The sequence below is a fragment of the Psychrobacter sp. I-STPA10 genome (assembly GCF_021012795.1).
Taxonomy (GTDB): Bacteria; Pseudomonadota; Gammaproteobacteria; order Pseudomonadales; family Moraxellaceae; genus Psychrobacter.
This window is the reverse complement of sequence record NZ_VFYU01000025.1, coordinates 130,020-153,027: the sequence shown is the minus strand read 5'-3', so window position 1 is coordinate 153,027 and position 23,008 is coordinate 130,020. Positions and strand designations below refer to the sequence as shown.

Genomic DNA, 23,008 nt, shown 5'->3' with positions numbered 1-23,008 from the left:
AAATATGTTTCTTTATGTTCTTTTAAATGCCGATTACATGATTTTACAATAGGTTAAAATAAATAATAATAGATGATTTATTTGCATTAAATATATAGAAAAATTAAAAACTTAATTATTTTTTATATAACAAAATAATAATCTCACCAGAGCAATTAAGACACTAAATGTCATGATAGTACTTAATAGTACGACGTAACTTCTTTTTGTTTTTAGCTGTATTATTTATAAAAACTATTTATAAAAAATGTATTGCAATTATTTATAAGGAGCAAACATGAAAGAGGCAGAATATGAGCTATTACATGATTTGCAGCAACTAAACATGGATGATGCGCATTGGTTTGAGCTATATATGAGCTTGTTAAGTTATGGTGATAATCAACATTTAGCCAGTCATAACTTTCATGAGCGATTAGAACAAGCATTGGCATTTCGTCAGCAGCTAATGAGCCAATGGCGATTATTTCATGATGTTTTTGATACATTACCGTTTGCAGTATTATTTTTGGATATTAATGCCCAAGTGGTGCAATGTAATCAAAAAGCCACCCATATCAGCCATCAGTCTGAGCTACAGCGTTTTATACTTAAGCACATTATTCCCAAATTTGAGACAGAAGAGGCAAATAGCTTTGTCACCGCAAAGTGGCAAACAGGGGGCGCTGACTATCATATCGGTGTTCTGATATACCACCAACATCATAAAGTACATTACATTGCCTATATTTATGACCATCATTTGCGAGTCAATACAGACACTCTCAAAAATATGTATCAGCTTTCATCTACAGAAAGTCATATTATACAAGTGATGTTGGAGCATGGTAACAGTAAGACAGCCGCTGAAAATGCCAACATTAATGTGGAGACGTTGCGCTCACACCTAAAGTCGATCATGCGTAAAACCCAAACACACAGTCAAAGCGAATTGATGGTTAAGCTATTGGCAGGCACACATTGGTTGGGTGAAATCAGCAATCAATTGGATGATAAAAACAAAGAAATGCTGGAGGATTTAACCAATAAACCACTGATTAGCTTGGGTTGTCCAAAAGGGCGTATCATTGTTATTTTTCCCAGTTTTTTTGGCATATTGTGGGATATGATTGCTGATAAAGCACTAACTTGGCATCAATGGGGTATGGAGAATCGCTGCCATTTACTCATCTGTAATTCGCATTTGCTGATCGCTAAAAAAGACTGGAAAACACATAATTTAATCAGTCTTTGTCAGCAACTAGCTGAGCCCATTAATCACTATTTGCAAGATTATAGAGCACAAACAAAACAAGGCATTTATTTGTTGGGTATTCACTCTGCCGCCGCTGTCACGCTGAATATGAGTCCTTATTTGGTTGCTCAGGTGCGCCAGATACAACTGGTTTCTCCCATATTGCCCAGTCCATATATGACTCACAGCCATTTTTTGCACAAAGAATATCAAAATGTGGCAAAAGCAAATAAAGTGGGCAAAAAAATCTGGTTTTCTATTACCCCCCAGATTGTGGATGCAGCAGCCAAAAATAAGCATCTATATTTTGCCAAACGCTTATCTTATCAGCGTTATCAAGTGGATAGGCAAAAGGTACAATATTGGATAGAGCATGCGTATTTGGCTGAGTACTTTTGTAAGCATTGCCAACTTGCCAGCCATAAAATTGCCTTTGAATCAGCATTGCTTGATAGTAAATGGCAGTTTGCTCAAGCAGCTTATGATATTCATTGTATTGTCGGTGAATACGATGCTTATTGTAATATTGATAGTGTCAATCACTTTGCTGATAGCTTTGATAACGTACACACACTTATCTTAAAAGATGCCTATTACAGTTTATCACTAGAGCAGTGGCAATGGATTTTGAAGCAAGCAATGGCAGCAAAATAATGAAAAAATAGCAAAAACTTATAAATTAAGCTAAAAGTGACCCATATGGGTGATTTTTTTTGTATTAGAAATTGTTAGATTGAATATTGTTAAGCTAAATAGTAATAATTAATAAGGAGTATCGCCGTGTCAAATAATTCTAATAACACGATAGCAGTTGCTCGTACAAGGCAATTATCTTTAATAGCGGTGGGTATTGGTATTAGTTTGTCAATGCTAAGCCCTGCTCACGCCTTGAGTACCAGTGACCAATGTGATTATCAAGCACAACAAGGTAACTGGAAAGTAACCAATGTTCGTTCTAATGATGTACTTAATATGCGTCGTGACCCCACACCCAAAAGTGCCAAAATTCATACTTTGCCATATAACACTCGTAATCTTGAAGTGATTTGCTGTGTATCAAAGCCAAAAGGTGCAGATTGGTGTCTGGCACAGCAAGTTCCCACAGGCAAATCAGGTTGGGTGTCTAAACGTTATATTGCGCCAGTGAGTGGCAGTAGTTACACGCCACCAGCGAACCAAAGACGCACGACAAGTCGAAGTAATCGTCCAGCAAACTATGTGAGTCCTTATATTAATGATAACTATGCAAGATTATTGATAGAAAAAATGTATCGTGAATATGGTCATGTTAATGCCAATAGTGACCGCAGATTTTTCCGTACCTTTGTGCATTCACAATATCTTGATCAGTATTTAGCAAATATTGCTGGAGCGCATCCTTTATATTTTAACCAAGACACAGCACAGGTTAGCAATTTGCAAGTCGTCAATGACCCAAGCTATCCAACTCAAAATGGCAACTACTATGTCAGAGTAAGTTTTATTCCATCACCATATGTTCCACCCATAGATGTGATTTATCGTCTACGAGTAGATAGCAACCAGCGCTTACGCATTGTTGACTATACTGTACTGTGAACAATTATAGATAACGTACTAGCTAGTTAGTACTATGATAAGAAATAAGTATTATCAGCGCAGAAATATATTAAGTTGTAATTTTTAAAAAAGTCACCCAAATGGGTGATTTTTTTTGTTGCTGTGTTTGCTAGATTAATAAAGTCAGGACATAAATGAAAGAGTAAGGAAACGTGCAGATAAAAAGCGTAAAAACTTGACAAAGAGCCCTCACAAGGAGATAGAAAAATGAAATACACACAGCATAACAAGCGGAAATTAAATCGCCTAACATTGGCAGTTATTTCACTATTATCAGCAATGGCACTTACCGCCTGTGGTGGTGGTGGCGGTGGTAGCGACACTCCAAGTAATAGTGGTAATAATGGTAGTGGTAATGGTGGAAACAATGGCGGTGGTAACAACCCGAATCCAACCCCCACCCAGCCAGTCATCAATGAACTGGTGGTCACCACCTTAAATGACGTAGTCAATGCCAAAGATGACGTTAATTCATTACGTGAGGCAGTGGCATATGCCAAAAATAATGGTGGCACTATCACCTTTAAAAATGACCTAAAAGGTACTATTACCCTAAAAAATCAAATCGACATCGTACAGGGTCGAACCATCATAACCATTGAAGGTCGAGGCGATGATATCAAAATTGATGGTAATGGCAAAACCCGACTATTTAACATTCAAGATAGCAGTGTTGATTTAAATAACTTGGTATTACAAAATGCCAGCATTCCTTCTAATGACTTATATAAAGCAGGTGCGGCAATCCATGTCAAACAAGGTCAGATCAACCTAAATAACGTCAAACTATTAAATAATGACGCCAACCAATATCAAGGTGGTGCTATCTTTGCTCAAGACAGTAGTATTAGTATTACTGGTGGCGAAATAATGGGCAATACTGCCTTTAGTGGTGGGGCGATTTATAATAAAGATGCCACCACCTTATATATTGATGGCGTTAAATTTGAAAATAATGTCTGTGCTTCCACAGCGTCACATGAACACTGTTATGGTGGGGCAATCGCTCATTTAGGGCGTAAGATTGACATCAATAATGCCACCTTTAGCAACAACATGGGCGGTCGTGTCATCAACAAAAGCGATGGCAGTGCTAGCTGGGGTGGGGCAATATTCCTTGACCTAAATTATGGGCTGACCAAAGCGGACAGCACCAAAGCTGGCAATGCCACCATCACCAACAGCACGTTTAGTAACAACGTAGTAGGGCTAAGTAGTGCTGATAAAAGTACATTGGGTGGGGCAATCATGATTAACTCTGATTTGTATAAACAACCAAACTACATCGTCACTGTCAAAGACAGCACCTTTGATGGCAATATATCAACCAATGGTGATGGTGGGGCAATCTATCTCGATGATGGTAATACCCTAAATATCACTGATAGCAAATTTACCAATAACCAAGCCCAGAAATATGTTAATGCTGGTGGTGGGGCGATTAGGATCTCTCAAGGCAACTTAAGTATCAAAGATTCTAGCTTTATAGGTAACAAAGCCACAGGTGGTACAGAGAAGGATAGTGAGAGTAATGGTGGGGCGATTGATGCTGGTACAGCGACTCAAGACAAATATACCTTTAATTTAGATAACATCACCTTTAAAAACAACACTACTAGAATAAGTGGTGGTGCCGTGTCATTAAATGATAGCTATAAATCGGCAGTGATTAGTAACAGCACCTTTGAAGGTAACAAAACCACCAATGACGTAAGTGAAGGTGGTGGTTTGTATGTCTTTGGCTCTGGTGTTGAAGTAAAAAACACCAACTTTATCAATAACAGCAGTCGTTGGGGTGGTGGTATTTTTGTGAGATCACAAAATGCCAATTTAGATACCGTTACCTTTAAAAATAACAAAGTGAGACTTGAAGGTGGTGGTTTATATTATGTCGGTGGTAAAACCAATACCCTAACCATCAAAAACATCACCACTGCAGGTAATACCTCATCTGATAATAGTTCACTTGATAAAGGCGAAGGTATCTACTGCCATTGTGAAAACGTAAGTAATTTGGGTGGTCATAGCTTTGGTGACCCGAATGTGGGTATTTAATAATTTGAGTACAGAATAGTTTGTATCTTAGTTTGCTACCACAGCAAGATAATAGCCTAATTATTATCTTGTGATTGGTGGTTAAACCTAAAATGTATCAAATTGTAATTTAAAAAAAAGTCACCCATATGGGTGATTTTTTTTGTCGCTGTGTTTGCTAGATTAATAGTTACTAAACAATAAGGAAATATTCACCAATAAAGCTTGATAACACAAAAGTAACAACACACAAGGAGATAAAAAATGGCAGATTTATTGATTAACAAACCAAATCGCCTAACATTAGCAGTTGTTAGTATTTTATCTGCGATGGCATTGACCGCTTGTGGAGGTGGTGGTGATGGCGGCGGTGAAAAAGAGATCATACCAGTTATACCAGTCCAACCTAAGAATACTTGGGCAATAAAAGGGACAGTAGTTGATAGCAATGGCAACGGACTTGCTGGTGCTAATGTTCAGCTCGTGATGGACAGAGAATATAATGAGACCACAAAAGCAGATGGGAGTTATACACTCTATTTACCTAAGCAATATAAATATCCAAAGCATTTTGCAGGTGTGGTGACCAAACAAGACTATGTACCGACCACGATCGTCTTTACTTCGACTAACAATCAACCAACAATCAAAACCAAATCTGCTCCTATTCGTGTAGTAGAAGACTTTGATATCTTATTCCCTGCCTCATTGCAAGTGCATCATTTGGGTGACTCAAACTATACTGGTTCAGAGAACTCGCAATTTCAATACTTAAATGCGCATGGTAAACAGTGGTCAGCCACTGCCAAACTAAGTGCTGCCCAAAAAGCCAAATACAATCAATTATGTATTCAAGGCAGCTATAAAGGCATACAACGCCCCAATGAAATCATAGTAAGCAATGGTACAGTGAACAAAGTCAGTATTACTTCAGATACTGACCCATTGGGTGGCTATAGTGAGCTTGAAAACTGCGTCAGTATTGACGAGTTTAAAGCCAATGAAGAGCTGACTTTGAGTATTAAGTCTGTCTATAGTCAAGGCGATTATGACGACTTTGAATTTGTTAACGTGCGTGGTGTACTCAAAAATAGTCATGATAACAATGCTAACACCTACAATCTTGCAGGTATGATATCAGTCGGCAATGGCGGTGCGGGTATAGAAGGCTTTAAAGTAAGTGTGGTACTTGATGGGGTCGAGTACAGTACGGTCACAGGGAAGAATGGTCAATACATCTTACATCTGCCCAAAGATATCAAATATCCGACATACTTTGCAGGAGTGGCAACCAGACAGGGTTATAGACCTGCTACCGTCATCTTTAGTAGCATAAATAACATACCTAAGATCACCTATTCTGATGTTCTTGCAGAGGATATTGACGAAGGCTATGTTGCCATACCTAACTCGCTCAATGTCGTGCATTTGGGTGATTCAAGTTATACAGGTTCAGAAAACTCACAGTTCCAATATGCCAATGCACAAGGTACACAATGGCAAGGAGTGACTCGCCTCAATACTGCACAACAGGGCGATTATTATGAGCTGTGCCTAATGGGTGAATTTAAAGGCGTGCAACTGCGTAACAAAGTCATCTTAAGTACAGATAAAGAAGCAAAACATCAGTTGGCTATACAGACGACTGATGATTCAGCTGCTGATGGTAGCTACACCACCTTATACAACTGCTTTGAAGTAGATAAGTTGCCCGCCAATCAAGATATTTATGTCACCATTAAGGCAGTGGAGAATAGTGATGGTTATGACGACTTTGAATTTATCAATCTACTAGGTCAATTGCGGTATTAGAGTTTTATAGCTCAATACTTATCTTAAGTAGATAAATATCAATATATCAACCTATGCGGTGAATTGCAGTAGAGCAATCATAGTCAATGGTTAGAAAAATAAGTTTATTGTTAAAGTGTGCCATCAATTCAATTGATGGCACACTTTATCCAAAAATTACAATCATTATAACTAGTAATTAATCAATACTCAAATGAATCATAAATAAGGAGATACGCCCATGCAGCGCACGCCTCTTAATTGGGCAGTGGTCTCTTTATTAACGACCTTTTTACCCTTATCCATCCTATCAACTGTGAGTGCCTGTAGTAATAGCAATGGGCATAATGACTCTGATAACAGCTTTGCCAATAGTAGCACTAATACCAACCAGCAAATCACCAACGTAGCCAGTAATGATAGTGGTATAAATAATGGCATGGACAATAGCATGGATAGTGATGCAGACAGCATCATGGACAGTGAAGACAACTGCCCAACCATTACCAACACCGAGCAAAAAGACAGCGATGGTGATGGTGTCGGTGATATTTGTGATGTTGATCCGAATGATCCTAACAACAGCGAGCGCATAGTCGGCATTGTCACCATGCTTTATCGTGATAATAATGAAGGCACGGTAAGCAATATGGTCTATGGTTACAATGCTGATGGCAAAATGATTAGAATTTTAGACAACTTGGATTCTGGAGGTGACTCTGATGATGGGTTTGAAAGTAGCTCTGATAATTATGAGTATACAGTGTATGACCATCGAGGTAATCAAATCCTAAGATATATCAATTTTGAAGGTGAATTTGCAGACTGTGTCAACTGTCGCTATGTCAACCAATATGACAGTAATGACAACCTCACTGCTGAACAAGTAAGCATAAATGGCAAAATATCAGAGACCAGTAATTGGCAATATAACGATCATAGCAAACCCATTTTTTATCAGCATAAATATTATTATCCAGATGAAGATGGTATACGCACATCTTATTTAACCAAATCATGGAACTATGACAATCATGGCAACAAAATACAATTTACTGAAGATAATAATGATGATGGTGAGATTGACACTCGTAAGACGTGGCAATACAACACCACTGGACAGCCAATTTTAGAAACCACTGACTATGATGGTGATGGCAAAATAGACCATAAACAAAGATGGCACTATGATAATCATGGCAATATTACTTATCACGAAGAAGAAGCAAACGGTGATGGTGAGGTGACCTTAGTTGAGTCATGGCAGTATGCTGATAATGCAGGTGCAAATGCGCAGCCTATTTTCTATGAAAAAGATTCAAATGGCAATGGTATCAAAGGCTTACGTATTCGTTATCAATATAATAGTGATGGCAATAAAATCCGTCAAGAGACTGAGTTTGATGACAGCGGTGAAGTCGATATGTATGAAGTGTGGCAATACAATGAGCAAGGTAAGCTGCTACAACAGACAAACCGCTCCAAAGATGACCTTAACTATCGTTTCACCTACCAATATGACAGCCGTAATAACCTAATTGGGCAGCAAACTGAAGAAGCTGGTAGAAAGACCAAAACCATTAATGAATATGACCGTCATAATAATCTAGTTCATTCTCAAACAGATAAAGATGGCGATGGCGTTATAGACACCGTCACCAAGTACAGCATCCAAGGCATTGTCCCAACCAACTGGGGAGAAATCAACAACATGTTTGATGGTGACGGCATGGTCAGCAGTAGTGATGGTGAATGATCAGGCAGACTGATTTTTTATAATATTATGGATTATGGTGACTATTTTTATGTGGGATTTTAGTATTAGCCAATCTTTAGGTATTATGCTAAAAAATGCCCTATGACTGACAGTGACTATCTAGATCTTAAGTTCTAGATATTAAGTTTTGTGGTGTTTTTATTTATGTTAATACCTGCTGCCATAATGGTATATCTGTTGCCCAGTAGCCTAACAATCATGACTCTTATCTTGGTTTTTTTGTTGGCATGGAGTATCAAAGTCACCTTATTTAATCCCTTTGCCATTGCTTACTTAATGCAAGTATATTTTTAGACCATCGAAGGATAGAGTCCAAGTAGAGAGTGGGAAAATCAACTAAATGAGGTATCAGAACAGTTCCGCCAAATACAAAGCAAAGTAGGTAATGTTTAAAAAGCAAGGCAATGTTTAGACTTAACTTAATAAGGATAACTCGTATGACAATAAAATCAATGGCAACTACTTTTATCTTGCTTGGCTCTTTTGTCATGAGTCAGCAAGCCCTTGCCCAATCTAATGGTATCAGCCGTCAGCAAGCAGCAAATCCTAATAACTTTTCTGCAAATACAAACACAAAAGAGCTACCAAAATCTATTAGTCACTGTTCTGGCACCTTATTGTCATGTGCCGTACGAGTGCTAAGTGATGAGTGGTCAGGAATGGATTCTGATGTCCAGTTGGGTAAATATATTAGCATGGCCCAGGTATTCATCTATCCACAAGCACAGTCAAAACCAGATATTGGCGTGGTGGTCATCACCGAGGAGCCATACGGTGAAGAAGGTGGTGATGACTCAGTGTCAGCCACTCGTTATCGCCTTGCCTTTGTTGAGCAAACAAATAGACAAGGCAACCCCTACTGGAAATTTATCAGCCATCGTCAGCAGTGGCAATGTGCTCGTCCTGGTAGTGATGGGAGCTGGTCAAAGAGACTGTGCCCATAATATGTGCCCGTTCTGAGGTAATCTTTAAACTGAATTTTAGACTTATATAAGGATAACTCGTATGACAATAAAATCAATGGTAACGGCTGTCATCTTGCTTGGCTCTCTTGTCATCAGTCCACAAGCCCTTGCTGACTCTGATAGTATCAGCCGTCAACAAGCAGCAAACCCTAATAATTTCGGTGAATACAGGAATGCAAATGATGTACCAAAATCTATCAGCCACTGTTCTGCAAATCTGTTGGTATGTGCTGAACGGGTGCTGAATTATGGGCATTCAGGTCAAGATCAAGATAGAGATCTGGGTAAAAATATCGGCACGGCTGAAATATTTATCTATCCACAAGCAAAGTCAAAACCAGACGTTGGTGTGGTAATTATCACCGAGCAGCCTTACGGTGATGATGGCGATGACTCAGTGGGAGGTGAGCGTTATCGTATCGCCTTTACCCAGCAAAAAAACACACAGGGCAAGCCCTACTGGAAATTTGTTAGCCAGCGTTATCAGGTGTATTGTCTTCGTGGTAGCGAAGGCTGGTCAAAAAAATCGTGCGTGTAATCGTGTCATGATGGTAACTAAATTATGGATGCTGTTACCAATCAGAGGTAGTATTTAAAAGGTAATATAAAGTTTATAAGATAACATTTGTATTGAATAATTAGATAAGGATAACTTATATGACAATAAAATCAATGACAACGGCTGCCATCTTGCTTGGCTCTCTTGCTATCAGTTCACAAGCCCTTGCTGACTCTGATGGTATCAGCCGTCAGCAAGCAGCAAACCCCAATAATTTTTATGCAAATGTAGAATCAGGAGAATCAATATTTCCAAAATCTATCGAACACTGTTATGAAAGACTACTGGTATGTGCTGATAATGTGCAGAAATATTTGGAGGAAGAGCCGGGTATAACTACGGATATGGAACGGGGTAAACACATCGATATTGCTAATATATTTATCTATCCACAAGCAAAGTCAAAACCAGACATTGGCGTGGTCGTTTTCACTGACTACCCAAAAAATGATCGTCTACAAACAGGTGCGCGTTTCCGTATTGCCTTTATTGAGCAAAAAGACAAACAAGGTAACCTCTACTGGAAATTTGTTAGCCATCGTACCCAGACGCAATGTACTCGTGGAGGAAACTGGACAAAAAATTTCTGCCCAGAATGATGGTAACTCAACCATAAATGCTATGACTAATCAGAAATAATAAACAGGAGTACACAATGAATAGGATGAAAACTCACCAAACTACAAAAAATAATCACTGGTTAACACAGTTAGACACATTGAAATTAACATTGCCCTTAGCTTTAGCATTGTCTTTAGCACTGCCTTTTGGCATATCATCTGCCATGGCTGCCCAATCAAAAATAGATGTGGTTGTTAAGCCTGATAAAAATAACCCCAAAATTGAACAAGTCTATGTAAAAAGTTATAAAAATGGCAGATTGGTCGAACAAAACATCAGCCAATTCAAACACCCTCATCATATCACTACCGAAGTGGGCGATTGGCTGGTATCAGATGATGGACGATATGCCATGTTTTCCCACTATGACTATCCCCCCAACAAAATTGTTGTCTATGACCTAAAAAATAACCGCCGAATATCAGAGTTTAAGCCAGAATATGCAGGAGATTTGCGTTGGACGGGCAATAACTTGGTAGTATTGACCTATGGCTGTGGTACGATGTGTGGTTACATGCGTATCTTTAACATCAAAGGCATGCTATTAAATGAGATTTGGCTTAGTGAAACCAGTTACTCACCCGATGGCAAATACGTTGCCATGTATCCAGGGTCATCAATGTCAGGGAGCAGGGAGTTACGTATCTATCGCTTTGACCCAATAAAAGGGGTAAAACAGGTATTTAATAGGGAGAAATTTGCAGGTATTCCAGAAGAGGCTTATATTAGTAATGTAAAATGGCTATCAAATAACCGTTTAACAGCAGAGTTTGAAATCCCATATTACTTGTTAGAGACCGATGAAAATGGTGAGATAGATGAAAGCAACCAACCAAAATATGAAAAAGTGATACAGTTGCCGAAGTAAAGGCTTGTTTATATTATTGGTGGTATTCTAAAAAGTATCTATTATATTGTATGCAATAAAAAACCGCCAAATCCTCTCTATTAGATTTGGCAGTTTTTAAATTTCAAAAACAGTATGTTTTGCAAGCATTTGTTCTATTGAATTTCAGAAGTCACTTCAACTTCAATATTGCCACGGGTCGCTTTAGAATAAGGGCAAACTTCGTGTGCTTTTTCGACCAGTTTTTGTACTTCATCGGCAGATAAGTCAGTATTTTTGGCGACCACATGAATTTTTGCCCCCAGTTTATAGTCATGCCCCTCACCTTGTAGCAAGTCGATGGTCACTTGTATGGTATCATCAAACTGAGCATTTTCACTCTTTTTGACTACCCCTAATGCCCCACCAAAACAAGCACCATAACCCATGGCAAAAAGCTGCTCAGGATTATTGCTGTCTTTATCTGAGCCCATATTGATGGTTAGTTCACTATCATTTACCGTAGCTGTACCAGAGCGACCACCTGTCACCGTAGATTGTGTTGAATATATTGTTTTCATCGTTATTCCTTAATTTATAGTCGTAGTATTGAAAGTTTTTTAAGAAAAAATAAATCAGTGTGTCATTACTTTGGTTCTATCTTTAAGTTATAAATGAGTAAAACCACAAATAGCTTAACAAAAAAAATGTGCAGTTCAATAGCAGCGATGTAAAGTTTTATAAGTCAAATTAAGCGTTATATATTTATTCGTCAAGGATTGAGTCATGGTGTAATAACTCAGCAAAATTGACTTAAATCCGCTACAATATGTGCATTATTTTTCTCTATATTGTTTAAGTTGAAGCCATAAATCATGAGTGTAGATCCTAAAGTATTAGCCACAGAAGTCGCCAAACGTCGTACCTTTGCCATCATCTCCCACCCCGATGCGGGTAAAACCACCATGACCGAAAAGCTGCTGCTTTGGGGACAAGCCATTCAAGTAGCAGGGGAAGTCAAAAGCCGTAAATCAGATCGGCATGCTACTTCAGATTGGATGAGTATGGAGCAAGAGCGAGGAATTTCTATTACCACCTCCGTGATGCAGTTTCCATATAAAGAGCATATCGTAAACCTATTAGACACCCCAGGTCACGCTGACTTTAGTGAAGACACCTACCGTACGTTAACCGCAGTGGATAGTGCGTTAATGGTGATTGATGGGGCAAAAGGGGTGGAGGCACGTACCATCAAGTTGATGGAAGTGTGTCGTATGCGTGACACACCGATCATCTCTTTTGTCAACAAGCTTGATCGTCAGATTCGTGATCCCCTAGAGCTGCTCGATGAAATTGAAACCGTACTTGGCATTAAGTGTGTACCGCTTACATGGCCTGTTGGTATGGGGCAGGACTTTGTTGGTGTCTATCATCTCACCGAAGATAAGACGTATTTTTATCAAAAAGGTCATGGTGGTGAGATTACCGAAATTGAAACACGAGATGGCTATGATTACCCTGATGTACGTGAACGCTTAGGAAATTTGGCTTTTGCTGCATTTGAGGAGTCTCTTGAACTGGTACAAATGGCATTGGAAGATTTTGAAGTTGATGCTTTTTTAAAAGGCGAGATGACGCCAGTGTTATTTGGTACTGCATTGGGTAACTTTGGCATCAATATGGTGCTTGATACCTTAGTGCAATATGCACCGCCACCCAAAGATCATCCCACTGAGGAGCGGCAAGTATTGGCACAAGAGCCAGATTTTAGTGGCTTTGTGTTTAAAATTCAGGCAAATATGGATCCACGCCACCGTGACCGCATTGCCTTTTTGCGTGTCTGCTCAGGTAAATACGAAAAAGGCATGAAACTCAACCATGTGCGCCTTGGCAAAGAAGTGCGTATCTCTGATGCGCTGACATTTTTGGCAGGTGACCGTGAGGCGTTAGAAGAGGCGTATCCAGGCGATATTATTGGTTTGCACAATCACGGTACGATTAGTATCGGTGATAGTTTTACCGAAGGTGAAACGCTGAATTTCACCGGCATTCCACATTTTGCGCCTGAGCTATTTCGGCGGGTGGTATTAAAAGATCCACTTAAATCCAAAGCCTTACAAAAAGGCTTGCAGCAGCTAAGTGAAGAGGGGGCAACCCAAGTATTTATGCCACAGATTAATAATGATTTAATTTTGGGCGCAGTGGGGGTATTGCAGTTTGAAGTGGTGGCACACCGCCTGAAAGAAGAATATAAAGTGCAGTGTAGTTTTGAACCAGTTTCTATTGCTACGGTGCGCTGGATACACTGTGATGATGAAGTGGCATTGGCTAAGTTTAAGAAAAAAGCACATGACCAATTATCACTAGATGGGGGTGGTTATCTTACCTATCTTGCGCCATCACGGGTGAATCTACAGTTAATGCAAGAGCGTTATCCTGAGGTCACTTTTAGCAACACTCGTGAGCATTGATAGCAATAGCTAAATATAAATAATAGCCAAATAATAGGAAAGTATATGTTTAGCAAAATCATTACCCATCAAAAAACAACAAGCCAATCTGCCATTAAGCGGCTGCTAATGGTTGCTACATTGACAATCACTGCTGGTTTAACTATATCAGCTTGTGCCCAGCCTACTACTACTGCTAGTAGTAGCAAGAATAACAGCTTTTTAAATGGTATCGACTATCTGGACTATCAAATACCCAAAAAAGTGACTGATAGTTGCTACCAGCTTGATAATTGCCCAACCATAGACGTGCGATATTTAGATAGCAATCAAACATGGATCAATACAATTATCAATCAGCAAATTGATAAAATCACCATTGGTAGTGCCAGTTCGTTTATAGAAAATCTACCCAAAAATTTGACTGTTAAACAAGCTCTTGATGCCTTTATTGCAGACCAGCCAGAAGATACAACGTTAGCTTATAGCCTAGAAGTTAGCCCAGATTATATGGGGCATATCAATGACTTTGAACTACTTGCCATTGACTCTTATATTTACACAGGCGGTGCTCATGGTATGCCCTATAGAGAAAATTTTATCTTTGATAGCAAGACTCAGCAGCAATTAACCCTAGATAATATCTTACTTGCCAATCAAAAAAAGCAATTTGAAAAGCTAGCATACAATGCCTACAAACAATGGGTGAAAGATAACATAGAGCAAGATGTTCAAAGCTATGAGCAAAGCTGGAAGTTTTTTTTAAGTGACAACATTACCTTTACAGACAAGGGTATTGAGCTTCTTTATCAGCCTTATGACATCGCAGCATATGCCTATGGTATGCCAACATTGAGTATTTCTTATGAGCAGCTTAGCGGTATCATCGACCCACGCTATATACCAAATAGTAAATGACATATGACTTAACTAGATTTTAAATCTAAGAATGAATACATTCATTATTGACAAATTAATGCAGCCTATTAGAAATTAGGAGAAAGATTGTGATAAATAAGCTCAGTGATAAAAATAACTCACAGTGGCAGTTAAATGCCGTGAGTGAAGCATTAGGTGATTTATCATTAACCATCAATGATAGTTTAACTGTGGGTCGTGGGAGTGATAATGATTTGGTTCTAGGCAGTAAACAAGTCTCTCGTGAACATGCAAAGCTTTATGTGGTTAACGGGCAGCTTTATATTAAAGATTTAGCATCATCAAATGGTACTTACATCAATGATGTGGCATTGACTGCACATAAATCAACCAATATCAAAGCGGATGATATGGTGGCATTTGCAAACTTTCAATTTCAGGCGAAAAAGCCGACAGTAGCAGCAAAGACAACCACATCTAAGCCAGATGCTGATGATACAAAACCGCAAGTAGCGGATACACAGGTCATGGATACTAATACCAAAGCAGATGATGACATTCATACTACTAAAGTCAGTACTGATGACAGCAAGCCTACCGTAACGGATGTAGATACAACAGCACAACCTCAACCTACTGTTTCAAGTGACAAACCAGTAACACCTGTAAATCCAATTGTTGATGAAATCAAACCAGAAGTATCAGACTTGCAAGAACCATCTGCCGCTCAACCAACAACGGATATACAGGTGGAAGCCACGCAAGATACGATATCGCAAAAACAAGACAAGGATACAGCAGCAAAAAATATAGACAGTGAATCCATCACATCTACAGAGCAAAATCCACAAGCGGCTAATACCAAAATAGAAGCACCTGTCAATCCATTAGATACAAGTTTAGAAAACAACTTTGATAAACAGAGTGGAAGTAGCGTAGGTAATGTAGAGAGCAATGAGACAGCTCAAATTGAGAAGCCTACAGAAGATAAAACCACTCAGACCACACTACAGCAAGAAGCAGATCCAGATGTGCTGCGTGCTAAGCAAGCGGCTACGGGACAATTTGCACCTGCTGAAAATAATGATATTGGTACGAATGATAATAAAGCTATTGATCAAGCTGCCACAAACCCTGCGACTCATCCTGAGCAACGAGATAACAAAAAGGCGAGTGGTGGTTGGTTTATTTGGGTGTTTTTATTGATTATTATCATCGCTATTGGCATTTGGATGATGTCAGGTGGGCAGACAGCATAGTTAAAAAATGTGCCGTTAAAAAAAAGTAGCGTAGTGATCAGGCATCATATTTGAGCTAAATTGTAAAAATTTGCCTTTATTTGCAATAAAAAGCAAAAAAAATGAAAAAAGGGGTTGTGTTTTAAAATATATTTGTTAGAATACTCCCCACTTTGAAGCAACACGCCGACTTAGCTCAGTTGGTAGAGCAACTGACTTGTAATCAGTAGGTCGCCAGTTCGATCCCGGCAGTCGGCACCATGCTTTGAAGTAATATATTTGACCAATAGTTAGTTGATAAAACTAATTATGAATAGTAAAACCCTTAGGTGGGGTTGGGGAGCGGTCAAACCCATCAGACTGTAAATCTGACGCGAAAGCTTCGAAGGTTCGAATCCTTCCCCCACCACCATTTTTTCTAACCTTTTTGGTATATCTGTACCAATCAAGTTAGAGCTGCTGAAACTACATAGCATTGCGGGTGTGGTTTAATGGTAGAACCTCAGCCTTCCAAGCTGATGGCGCGGGTTCGATTCCCGCCACCCGCTCCATTTATTAATTATCTTATCTCTAACTTTCCTTTTTCTATACTAATAAACTATTTTATTAAATAGGATATAGAGAATGGCAGATGTTAGACAGAAAATCTTTACTTTGCTCATATAGCTCAGCGGTAGAGCACTCCCTTGGTAAGGGAGAGGTCTCGAGTTCAATTCTCGATATGAGCTCCACTTTTTGATGTTCATCACTTATTTTTTTTATCATGATGTAATAAAATAACCATAGTGTTAAATTAAAATAAGAAACGCATCATAAAGAAATCATATTGATACACTATCAACAAATGCTAAGTGAATATTAATATTTGATATGAGTGTAGAGGTTTGAATTATCTTATCAATATTGTATGATTATTTAATTTAAGGCAGCACTCATAGGTGTTGTCTTTTTGTGCTTACTTAATTTTAATATTAAGCGAATGTGTTGATGGTCTATCATTATGGACTTATTTTGATTATAATCTAACGTTCAAAATATTATTGTCTCATAAGATAGATAATAGTAAACTTATAAACCCCCTAAATTTTAATAGAAACTTTATTTATAGAAGCATTGTATAAACAACTGTATCTTAACATTTCAATAAAGTCTCAAAATTTTAAAATCACAATAAAAGAGGAAATATCATGGCAAAGGCCAAGTTTGAACGTAACAAGCCGCACGTTAACGTAGGTACCATTGGACACGTTGACCACGGAAAAACAACCCTAACAGCAGCAATTGCAACCGTAGCAGCAAAAACTTCAGGCGGCGAAGCCAAAGACTACGCGTCAATTGACTCAGCCCCAGAAGAAAAAGCACGTGGTATCACCATTAACACCAGTCACATCGAATATGACACTGAAGCACGTCACTACGCTCACGTAGACTGTCCCGGTCACGCTGACTATGTTAAAAACATGATTACTGGTGCAGCACAGATGGACGGCGCTATTTTAGTTGTATCAGCAACAGACGGTCCAATGCCACAAACCCGTGAACACATCCTACTATCACGTCAGGTAGGTGTACCATACATCATGGTATTCATGAACAAATGTGACATGGTAGATGACGAAGAACTACTAGAACTAGTAGAAATGGAAGTACGTGAATTGTTATCAGACTACGACTTTCCAGGTGATGACACCCCAATCATCAAAGGTTCAGCCCTAGAAGCCTTAAACGGTGGCGAAGGTCCTTATGGTGAGCCAGCAGTATTAGAACTACTAAACACTTTAGACACCTACATTCCAGAGCCAGAGCGTGACATCGACAAGCCATTCTTGATGCCTATCGAAGACGTATTCTCAATCTCAGGACGTGGTACCGTAGTAACAGGACGTGTTGAATCAGGTATCGTAAAAGTTGGTGACGAAATTGAAATCGTTGGTATTAAACCAACCAGCAAAACAACCTGTACTGGTGTAGAGATGTTCCGCAAACTGCTAGACGAAGGTCGTGCAGGTGAGAACTGTGGCGTATTGTTACGTGGTACAAAGCGTGAAGACGTACAACGTGGACAAGTATTGGCTAAGCCTGGCTCAATCACTCCACATACCAAATTTGACGCAGAAGTATACGTACTAAGCAAAGAAGAAGGTGGACGTCACACCCCATTCTTAAATGGATATCGTCCACAGTTTTACTTCCGTACTACTGACGTAACTGGTGCCATCAGCCTACAAGAAGGTACAGAGATGGTTATGCCTGGTGATAACGTAGAGATGAGCGTAGAGCTAATCCACCCAATCGCTATGGACAAAGGCTTACGCTTCGCTATCCGTGAAGGTGGTCGTACTGTTGGTGCTGGTGTTGTTGCAGCAGTTAAAGACTAATACAGTCGTAAAAATAGTAAGATTTGGATAGTTTAGTATGATTTTATGTTAGTAATGCTGATTATAATATTATAAATAAGCTACTTTAATCAAAAAGACCGCATCACCCAATAATAGGGGTGATGCGGTTTTTTTATACATGCTATTTGCATTTAAATATAACTATGACTATTTTTTATTACAATAAATTCATCTAAAGCCTTGCATTATTAGTAAAAACTTGTATAATTATCAGCCTTAAACTCTTATAGGCGATTGGCTCAATTGGTAGAGCATCGGTCTCCAAAACCGAGGGTTGTAGGTTCGAGTCCTACATCGCCTGCCATTATAAGCAGTATAATCATAAGTAATATTAATTAAGCAGCAGCATTGAAGCATTAGATAATAGTAAAACATCAATTAATAGCTTTAATTATAAGCCCCCCTCATCTGATATGATAGCGGCAAACTTCATCTGGTCGATCTTAGTCATAAGGCAAGTTCATTATGAGCAAGAATAAAGATAACCTCGAAACTAAGTTATCTGAGGCAAAGATGACAGCAAATGCGCTACTTAGTAAACATAAAAAAAATGCCACTGCGGTTGAAGTTGCAAAGACGCGCTCAACTAAAGATATTGTATTATGGCTTGTAGCATTGGTGGCATTGTTATCTGCGACACTGGTCAATGAGCACCTACCCGCTTATTGGCAGCTAGCAAATGATATGTGGGTGCGCATCGGTATTATCGTTGTGCTTATTGTGTTTGCTTTTGTATGTTTGGCTTTAACCAATCAAGGCAGTGCCTTTAAAGTACTGTTAAAAGATGCCAGTGTTGAGCTACGCCGAGTAACTTGGCCATCCAAGCAAGAGACATTTCAATATACGTGGCAAGTTTTATTAGTAATTGGCATCGTTGCTGTCTTTGTTTGGTTACTAGATAATATATTTAATTGGTTAGTAGGGCTATTTATTGGTTAGTGATGAGTCTAGGCTTACAAACTATTAAATGAATAAAATAGCATAAAAATCTTGGTGGCATGAGTGCCACTTTTTGTGTGTTATATGGATTATTGCTGGAGAAAGATATGCGTTGGTACATAGTACAAGCATTTTCAGGTTATGAAAAGCAAGTTCAACGGTCATTGACTGAACGTATCAACCGTAGCGAACACGCAGATAAATTTGGTCAAGTATTGGTACCGACCGAAGAAGTCGTTGAGATGAAAGAAGGGAAAAAACGCAAAAGTGAGCGTAAGTTTTTTCCAGGTTATGTTCTCATTGAAATGGAAATGAATGATGATACGTGGCACATTGTCAATGAATGTCCGCGTATTACTGGTTTTATTGGTGGTACGCCTGAGCATCCAGCACCCATTACTCAAGTAGAAGCGGATCGTATATTAAACCGCTTACAACAAAATGAAGCAACACCACGTCCGAAAACATTATTTGAGCCCGGTGAAGAAGTATTGGTCATTGATGGACCTTTCACCGACTTTAAAGGCTTAGTTGAGAAAGTGGATTATGAAAAATCCAAACTACAACTCACTGTCAACGTATTTAATCGACCCACACAGGTCGAACTAGAGTTTGGTAAAGTTGAAAAACTAGACTAAACATTCACCCACTGGGGAGCTGAGTTTGGCTTAGCTTATAAATAAGATTGATCGATAATAGATTAATAGCTGCTAAGCAAAAATAGGCGTTATTACCCATAAAGGAGTAAATCATGGCTAAAAAGATTGATGGTTACATCAAACTACAAGTGCCCGCTGGTAAAGCGAATCCTTCACCGCCAATTGGTCCTGCTTTGGGTCAAAAAGGTGTGAACATCATGGCATTCTGTAAAGAATTCAATGCAGCAACTTCAAATATGGAACCAGGTTTACCGATTCCTACTGAAATTACTGTATTTAGTGATAAATCATTTACATTTATCATGAAATCACCACCTGCTGCCTTCTTGCTTCGTCAAGCTGCGGGTATTGCAAAAGGTTCTGGTACACCAAATACCACCAAAGTTGGTACTGTGACTCGTGCTCAATTAGAAGAGATTGTGCAAACCAAGCAAGCAGATTTAACTGCTGCTGATATGGACGCTGCTGTGCGTACCATCGCTGGTACAGCACGTTCAATGGGCATTACCGTGGAGGGTGTGTAGATGGCTAAGTTAACCAAACGTCAAAAAGTTATTAAAGAGCGTGTTGAGAACGAAAAATTGTATACGCTTGAAGAAGCTGTAGAGATTTTGAATAATTTGCCACCTGCAAAATTCAAAGAATCTATTGATATCGCCATCAACTTAGGGGTAGATCCACGTAAATCTGACCAAGTTGTACGTGGTGCAACCAATCTTCCTGCAGGTACTGGTAAAACTAAGCGTGTGGCAGTATTTGCCCAAGGCGCTGCTGCTGAAGCTGCAAAAGAAGCGGGTGCTGATGTGGTTGGTTTTGAAGATCTAGCAGAAGATATCAAAGCAGGTAACATGGACTTTGATGTTGTTATCGCTGCTCCTGATGCTATGCGTGTGGTAGGTCAGTTGGGTACTATTTTAGGTCCTCGTGGTCTAATGCCTAACCCAAAAGTGGGTACAGTAACACCAAATGTTGCCGAAGCTGTTGCCAATACTAAAGCTGGTCAAGCACAATATCGTGTAGATAAAGCAGGTATTATCCATACTACTATTGGACAAATTGGTTTTACTCCAGAGCAAGTTGTAGAAAATGCCAAAGCACTGCTAAGTGATCTTAAGCGTGCTAAGCCTGCAACTTCTAAAGGTATTTATATCAAAAAAATTACTTTATCTAGCACCATGGGTCCTGGTATTTCTATCGACCCCGTACCACATCGTGTTGCTAAGTAAGTAATTCATACATAGATTATTTATTCATATTTTTCAAATTAGGTCAGCGTAGCATCGCTTAATAGACAACAAAAAAGCTACGCTGTCTAAGACCGTAGGTAGAAACTTCACTAATATACAATTATTTGTATATTTAGTGAGTTTTGTTAATTGATAATAGATGTAAATCTATATTGGCCTACGCAGACGGTGACCCATACAGTATAAGACCTGAGAAAAACTTATTTTTCTATTACTATCAAATCTTTGATGGTTTTAATATAGCAAGATAAGTCCATTCGATGTGATTTCTGATAATGGTGCCGTAAATAGTCATTATCCATAGGTATTTGATATGGGTAATATGTCGTATCAAGTCGATCATATATGTGATTGATAAGATTAAGGAGTCAACTCATGGCATTAACGCTAGAACAGAAACAAAAAGTTGTGGCTGAAGTGTCTGAAGTTGCTGCGATTGCATACTCAGCCGTAGCTGCCGAATATCATGGCATGGAAGTATCTCAGATGACTGAGCTACGTAACCGTGCGCGTGAAAAAGGTGTGGTTTTGAAAGTGGTAAAAAATACACTGGCAAAACGCGCTTTTGAAGGCACTAAGTTTGAGTGCATGTCAGACAGTATGACTGGTCCATTACTTTTGGCTTTTTCAATGGAAGATTTGGGTTCTGCTGCTAGAGTCATTTATGACTTTAGCAAAGAAAACAAAGCCCTTGAAACCAAATTGGTCTCAGTTGGTGGTGAACTATTTGGTCCTAACGAGCTTGAGCGTGTCTCAAAGCTTCCAACAAGAGACGAAGCATTGTCTATCTTGATGGCGACCATGAAAGCACCAGTTACCAAACTTGCTCGTACTATGAAAGAAGTACCTGGCAAGTTTGTTCGCACTGTCGCAGCAGTCAAAGACGCAAAAGACGCCGCATAAGTGTTTTACTTAACTATTTAGGATTTTTGCTGCCTAAACAGAAGATAAATTATGCAGCTTAAAAGTCCTTTACATTAAATTATTTTATCAGATAACGGAGAGTTCTCATGGCACTATCTAAAGAAGATGTGTTAAACGCAATCGCTGAAATGTCAGTAATGGACATCGTTGAACTTATTAGCGATATGGAAGAAAAATTCGGCGTAACAGCTGCTGCTGCTGTTGCTGCTGCACCTGTTGCTACTGATGGTGGTCCTGCTGCTGCTGAAGAAAAAGACGAGTTTGACGTTGTTCTTGCTAGCTTTGGCGATAAGAAAGTTGCAGTTATTAAAGCTGTTCGTGAAGCTACTGGTCTTGGTCTTAAAGAAGCAAAAGAATTGGTTGAAGGCGCTCCAGCTGCAATCAAAGAAGCTGCTCCTAAAGCTGAAGCAGAAGAGCTTAAGAAAAAGCTTGAAGAAGCAGGTGCAACTGTTGAATTAAAATAGTCATTATTTAATGTCTAATTCAATAATATTGACTGAGTAAGTATATTTAAACTATATTTTTATATTTAGTGAACTAGATATTTATCAGTCATATAAGCTATAGAAAAGGTCGGTAATGATTTGCATTACCGACCTTTTTGTATTATAATGCTTCACTTGACCTTTTGTATATGCTAGTAATTGTTGTATACAGTGATGTTTAATACTGAATTTTTCGTCGTTATTTTATTGTGATTAAGGTAACAGGTACTCAGTTATTTGATGATTCTTTATTAAACCATTTTATATTTAACAGTGCTCAGCACATACAAGCTAAAGGACAGGCAATATACATGCACATGACGATTTCTTTGGTAAATCTAACTTTCTACCTTTAAGCTAAACATAGCCTATGTTTGGCGTT

The 23,008-nt window shown here is 38.9% G+C and carries 20 protein-coding genes and 5 tRNA genes; 24 read left to right on the top strand and 1 reads right to left on the bottom strand.

The annotated features are described in order from the left end of the window. The first annotated feature begins 277 nt into the window (after window positions 1-277). The 9 genes from FHK89_RS12445 to FHK89_RS12405 all read left to right on the top strand — a co-directional run bounded on the left by FHK89_RS12445 (window position 278) and on the right by FHK89_RS12405 (window position 11,448). Window positions 278-1,888 (top strand): helix-turn-helix transcriptional regulator, encoded by a 1,611-nt coding sequence (locus FHK89_RS12445; protein WP_230660913.1) that lies wholly within the window; start codon window positions 278-280, stop codon window positions 1,886-1,888. 126 nt (window positions 1,889-2,014) lie between these two features. Then, a complete protein-coding gene (locus FHK89_RS12440) occupies window positions 2,015-2,812 on the top strand; it encodes an SH3 domain-containing protein (RefSeq protein WP_230660911.1) in 798 nt (265 codons plus the stop codon). 228 nt (window positions 2,813-3,040) lie between these two features. Then, window positions 3,041-4,888 carry a hypothetical protein gene (locus tag FHK89_RS12435; protein WP_230660909.1) on the top strand — a complete coding sequence of 616 codons (1,848 nt, stop codon included), beginning with the start codon at window positions 3,041-3,043 and terminating at the stop codon, window positions 4,886-4,888. Window positions 4,889-5,131: 243 nt separating this feature from the next. Then, window positions 5,132-6,679 carry a carboxypeptidase-like regulatory domain-containing protein gene (locus tag FHK89_RS12430; protein ID WP_230660907.1) on the top strand — a complete coding sequence of 516 codons (1,548 nt, stop codon included), beginning with the start codon at window positions 5,132-5,134 and terminating at the stop codon, window positions 6,677-6,679. 220 nt (window positions 6,680-6,899) lie between these two features. Next, window positions 6,900-8,414, top strand: coding sequence for a hypothetical protein (locus tag FHK89_RS12425; RefSeq protein ID WP_230660904.1), 1,515 nt, complete (start codon window positions 6,900-6,902; stop codon window positions 8,412-8,414). 458 nt (window positions 8,415-8,872) lie between these two features. Next, window positions 8,873-9,379, top strand: a complete 507-nt coding sequence (locus FHK89_RS12420) for a hypothetical protein (RefSeq protein ID WP_230660902.1) — start codon at window positions 8,873-8,875, stop codon at window positions 9,377-9,379. 61 nt (window positions 9,380-9,440) lie between these two features. Further along, entirely contained in the window at window positions 9,441-9,938 is a 498-nt protein-coding gene (locus tag FHK89_RS12415; protein ID WP_230660900.1) for a hypothetical protein, read from the top strand. 119 nt (window positions 9,939-10,057) lie between these two features. Beyond that, a complete protein-coding gene (locus tag FHK89_RS12410) occupies window positions 10,058-10,558 on the top strand; it encodes a hypothetical protein (RefSeq protein ID WP_230660898.1) in 501 nt (166 codons plus the stop codon). A gap of 56 nt (window positions 10,559-10,614) precedes the next feature. Next, a complete protein-coding gene (locus tag FHK89_RS12405; RefSeq protein ID WP_230660895.1) occupies window positions 10,615-11,448 on the top strand; it encodes a hypothetical protein in 834 nt (277 codons plus the stop codon). A 134-nt stretch (window positions 11,449-11,582) separates the two neighbouring features. On the opposite strand, the gene FHK89_RS12400 is transcribed toward FHK89_RS12405, so the two are convergent. Beyond that, window positions 11,583-11,987, bottom strand: coding sequence for an Ohr family peroxiredoxin (locus tag FHK89_RS12400; protein WP_230660893.1), 405 nt, complete (start codon window positions 11,985-11,987; stop codon window positions 11,583-11,585). Window positions 11,988-12,281: 294 nt separating this feature from the next. Between FHK89_RS12400 and FHK89_RS12395 the strand changes: the two genes are divergently transcribed. The 15 genes from FHK89_RS12395 (at window position 12,282) to rplL (ending at window position 22,605) form a co-directional block, all read left to right on the top strand. Then, complete coding sequence (locus FHK89_RS12395; protein WP_230660891.1) at window positions 12,282-13,877, top strand: peptide chain release factor 3; 1,596 nt, start codon at window positions 12,282-12,284, stop codon at window positions 13,875-13,877. Window positions 13,878-13,922: 45 nt separating this feature from the next. Then, the gene (locus FHK89_RS12390; RefSeq protein ID WP_230660889.1) at window positions 13,923-14,774 is read left to right on the top strand and encodes an RsiV family protein; all 852 of its coding nucleotides are present in this window, start codon (window positions 13,923-13,925) and stop codon (window positions 14,772-14,774) included. Window positions 14,775-14,863: 89 nt separating this feature from the next. Then, window positions 14,864-15,994, top strand: coding sequence for an FHA domain-containing protein (locus FHK89_RS12385; RefSeq protein WP_230660887.1), 1,131 nt, complete (start codon window positions 14,864-14,866; stop codon window positions 15,992-15,994). A gap of 164 nt (window positions 15,995-16,158) precedes the next feature. Beyond that, window positions 16,159-16,234 (top strand) — tRNA-Thr (locus tag FHK89_RS12380). A 67-nt stretch (window positions 16,235-16,301) separates the two neighbouring features. After that, window positions 16,302-16,385, top strand: a tRNA-Tyr gene (locus FHK89_RS12375). A 65-nt stretch (window positions 16,386-16,450) separates the two neighbouring features. Beyond that, a tRNA-Gly gene (locus FHK89_RS12370) sits at window positions 16,451-16,524 on the top strand. A 105-nt stretch (window positions 16,525-16,629) separates the two neighbouring features. Continuing rightward, window positions 16,630-16,704: transfer RNA gene (locus FHK89_RS12365), tRNA-Thr, on the top strand. Window positions 16,705-17,160: 456 nt separating this feature from the next. After that, complete coding sequence (tuf, locus tag FHK89_RS12360) at window positions 17,161-18,351, top strand: elongation factor Tu (RefSeq protein WP_230657875.1); 1,191 nt, start codon at window positions 17,161-17,163, stop codon at window positions 18,349-18,351. A 249-nt stretch (window positions 18,352-18,600) separates the two neighbouring features. Then, window positions 18,601-18,676, top strand: a tRNA-Trp gene (locus FHK89_RS12355). A 161-nt stretch (window positions 18,677-18,837) separates the two neighbouring features. After that, window positions 18,838-19,311, top strand: a complete 474-nt coding sequence (secE, locus tag FHK89_RS12350) for a preprotein translocase subunit SecE (protein WP_230660885.1) — start codon at window positions 18,838-18,840, stop codon at window positions 19,309-19,311. Between the two features lie 107 nt (window positions 19,312-19,418). Further along, window positions 19,419-19,949, top strand: a complete 531-nt coding sequence (gene nusG / locus FHK89_RS12345) for a transcription termination/antitermination protein NusG (protein WP_230660883.1) — start codon at window positions 19,419-19,421, stop codon at window positions 19,947-19,949. 113 nt (window positions 19,950-20,062) lie between these two features. Next, a complete protein-coding gene (gene rplK / locus FHK89_RS12340; protein WP_230660879.1) occupies window positions 20,063-20,494 on the top strand; it encodes a 50S ribosomal protein L11 in 432 nt (143 codons plus the stop codon). Further along, complete coding sequence (gene rplA / locus FHK89_RS12335; RefSeq protein WP_230660876.1) at window positions 20,495-21,196, top strand: 50S ribosomal protein L1; 702 nt, start codon at window positions 20,495-20,497, stop codon at window positions 21,194-21,196. Window positions 21,197-21,592: 396 nt separating this feature from the next. Next, window positions 21,593-22,120, top strand: coding sequence for a 50S ribosomal protein L10 (rplJ, locus tag FHK89_RS12330; protein ID WP_230660874.1), 528 nt, complete (start codon window positions 21,593-21,595; stop codon window positions 22,118-22,120). A gap of 107 nt (window positions 22,121-22,227) precedes the next feature. After that, entirely contained in the window at window positions 22,228-22,605 is a 378-nt protein-coding gene (gene rplL, locus FHK89_RS12325; protein ID WP_230660871.1) for a 50S ribosomal protein L7/L12, read from the top strand. The last annotated feature ends 403 nt before the right edge of the window (window positions 22,606-23,008 follow it).

Coding starts and splice junctions, on each gene's coding strand:
- FHK89_RS12415 (WP_230660900.1), top strand. CDS start 9,441: ATGACAATAAAATCAATGGTAACGGCTGTCATCTTGCTTGGCTCTCTT.
- nusG (WP_230660883.1), top strand. CDS start 19,419: ATGCGTTGGTACATAGTACAAGCATTTTCAGGTTATGAAAAGCAAGTT.
- FHK89_RS12405 (WP_230660895.1), top strand. CDS start 10,615: ATGAATAGGATGAAAACTCACCAAACTACAAAAAATAATCACTGGTTA.
- FHK89_RS12425 (WP_230660904.1), top strand. CDS start 6,900: ATGCAGCGCACGCCTCTTAATTGGGCAGTGGTCTCTTTATTAACGACC.
- rplL (WP_230660871.1), top strand. CDS start 22,228: ATGGCACTATCTAAAGAAGATGTGTTAAACGCAATCGCTGAAATGTCA.
- FHK89_RS12400 (WP_230660893.1), bottom strand. CDS start 11,987: ATGAAAACAATATATTCAACACAATCTACGGTGACAGGTGGTCGCTCT.
- rplJ (WP_230660874.1), top strand. CDS start 21,593: ATGGCATTAACGCTAGAACAGAAACAAAAAGTTGTGGCTGAAGTGTCT.
- FHK89_RS12435 (WP_230660909.1), top strand. CDS start 3,041: ATGAAATACACACAGCATAACAAGCGGAAATTAAATCGCCTAACATTG.
- tuf (WP_230657875.1), top strand. CDS start 17,161: ATGGCAAAGGCCAAGTTTGAACGTAACAAGCCGCACGTTAACGTAGGT.
- rplK (WP_230660879.1), top strand. CDS start 20,063: ATGGCTAAAAAGATTGATGGTTACATCAAACTACAAGTGCCCGCTGGT.
- FHK89_RS12410 (WP_230660898.1), top strand. CDS start 10,058: ATGACAATAAAATCAATGACAACGGCTGCCATCTTGCTTGGCTCTCTT.
- FHK89_RS12445 (WP_230660913.1), top strand. CDS start 278: ATGAAAGAGGCAGAATATGAGCTATTACATGATTTGCAGCAACTAAAC.
- secE (WP_230660885.1), top strand. CDS start 18,838: ATGAGCAAGAATAAAGATAACCTCGAAACTAAGTTATCTGAGGCAAAG.
- FHK89_RS12395 (WP_230660891.1), top strand. CDS start 12,282: ATGAGTGTAGATCCTAAAGTATTAGCCACAGAAGTCGCCAAACGTCGT.
- FHK89_RS12390 (WP_230660889.1), top strand. CDS start 13,923: ATGTTTAGCAAAATCATTACCCATCAAAAAACAACAAGCCAATCTGCC.
- FHK89_RS12430 (WP_230660907.1), top strand. CDS start 5,132: ATGGCAGATTTATTGATTAACAAACCAAATCGCCTAACATTAGCAGTT.
- rplA (WP_230660876.1), top strand. CDS start 20,495: ATGGCTAAGTTAACCAAACGTCAAAAAGTTATTAAAGAGCGTGTTGAG.
- FHK89_RS12420 (WP_230660902.1), top strand. CDS start 8,873: ATGACAATAAAATCAATGGCAACTACTTTTATCTTGCTTGGCTCTTTT.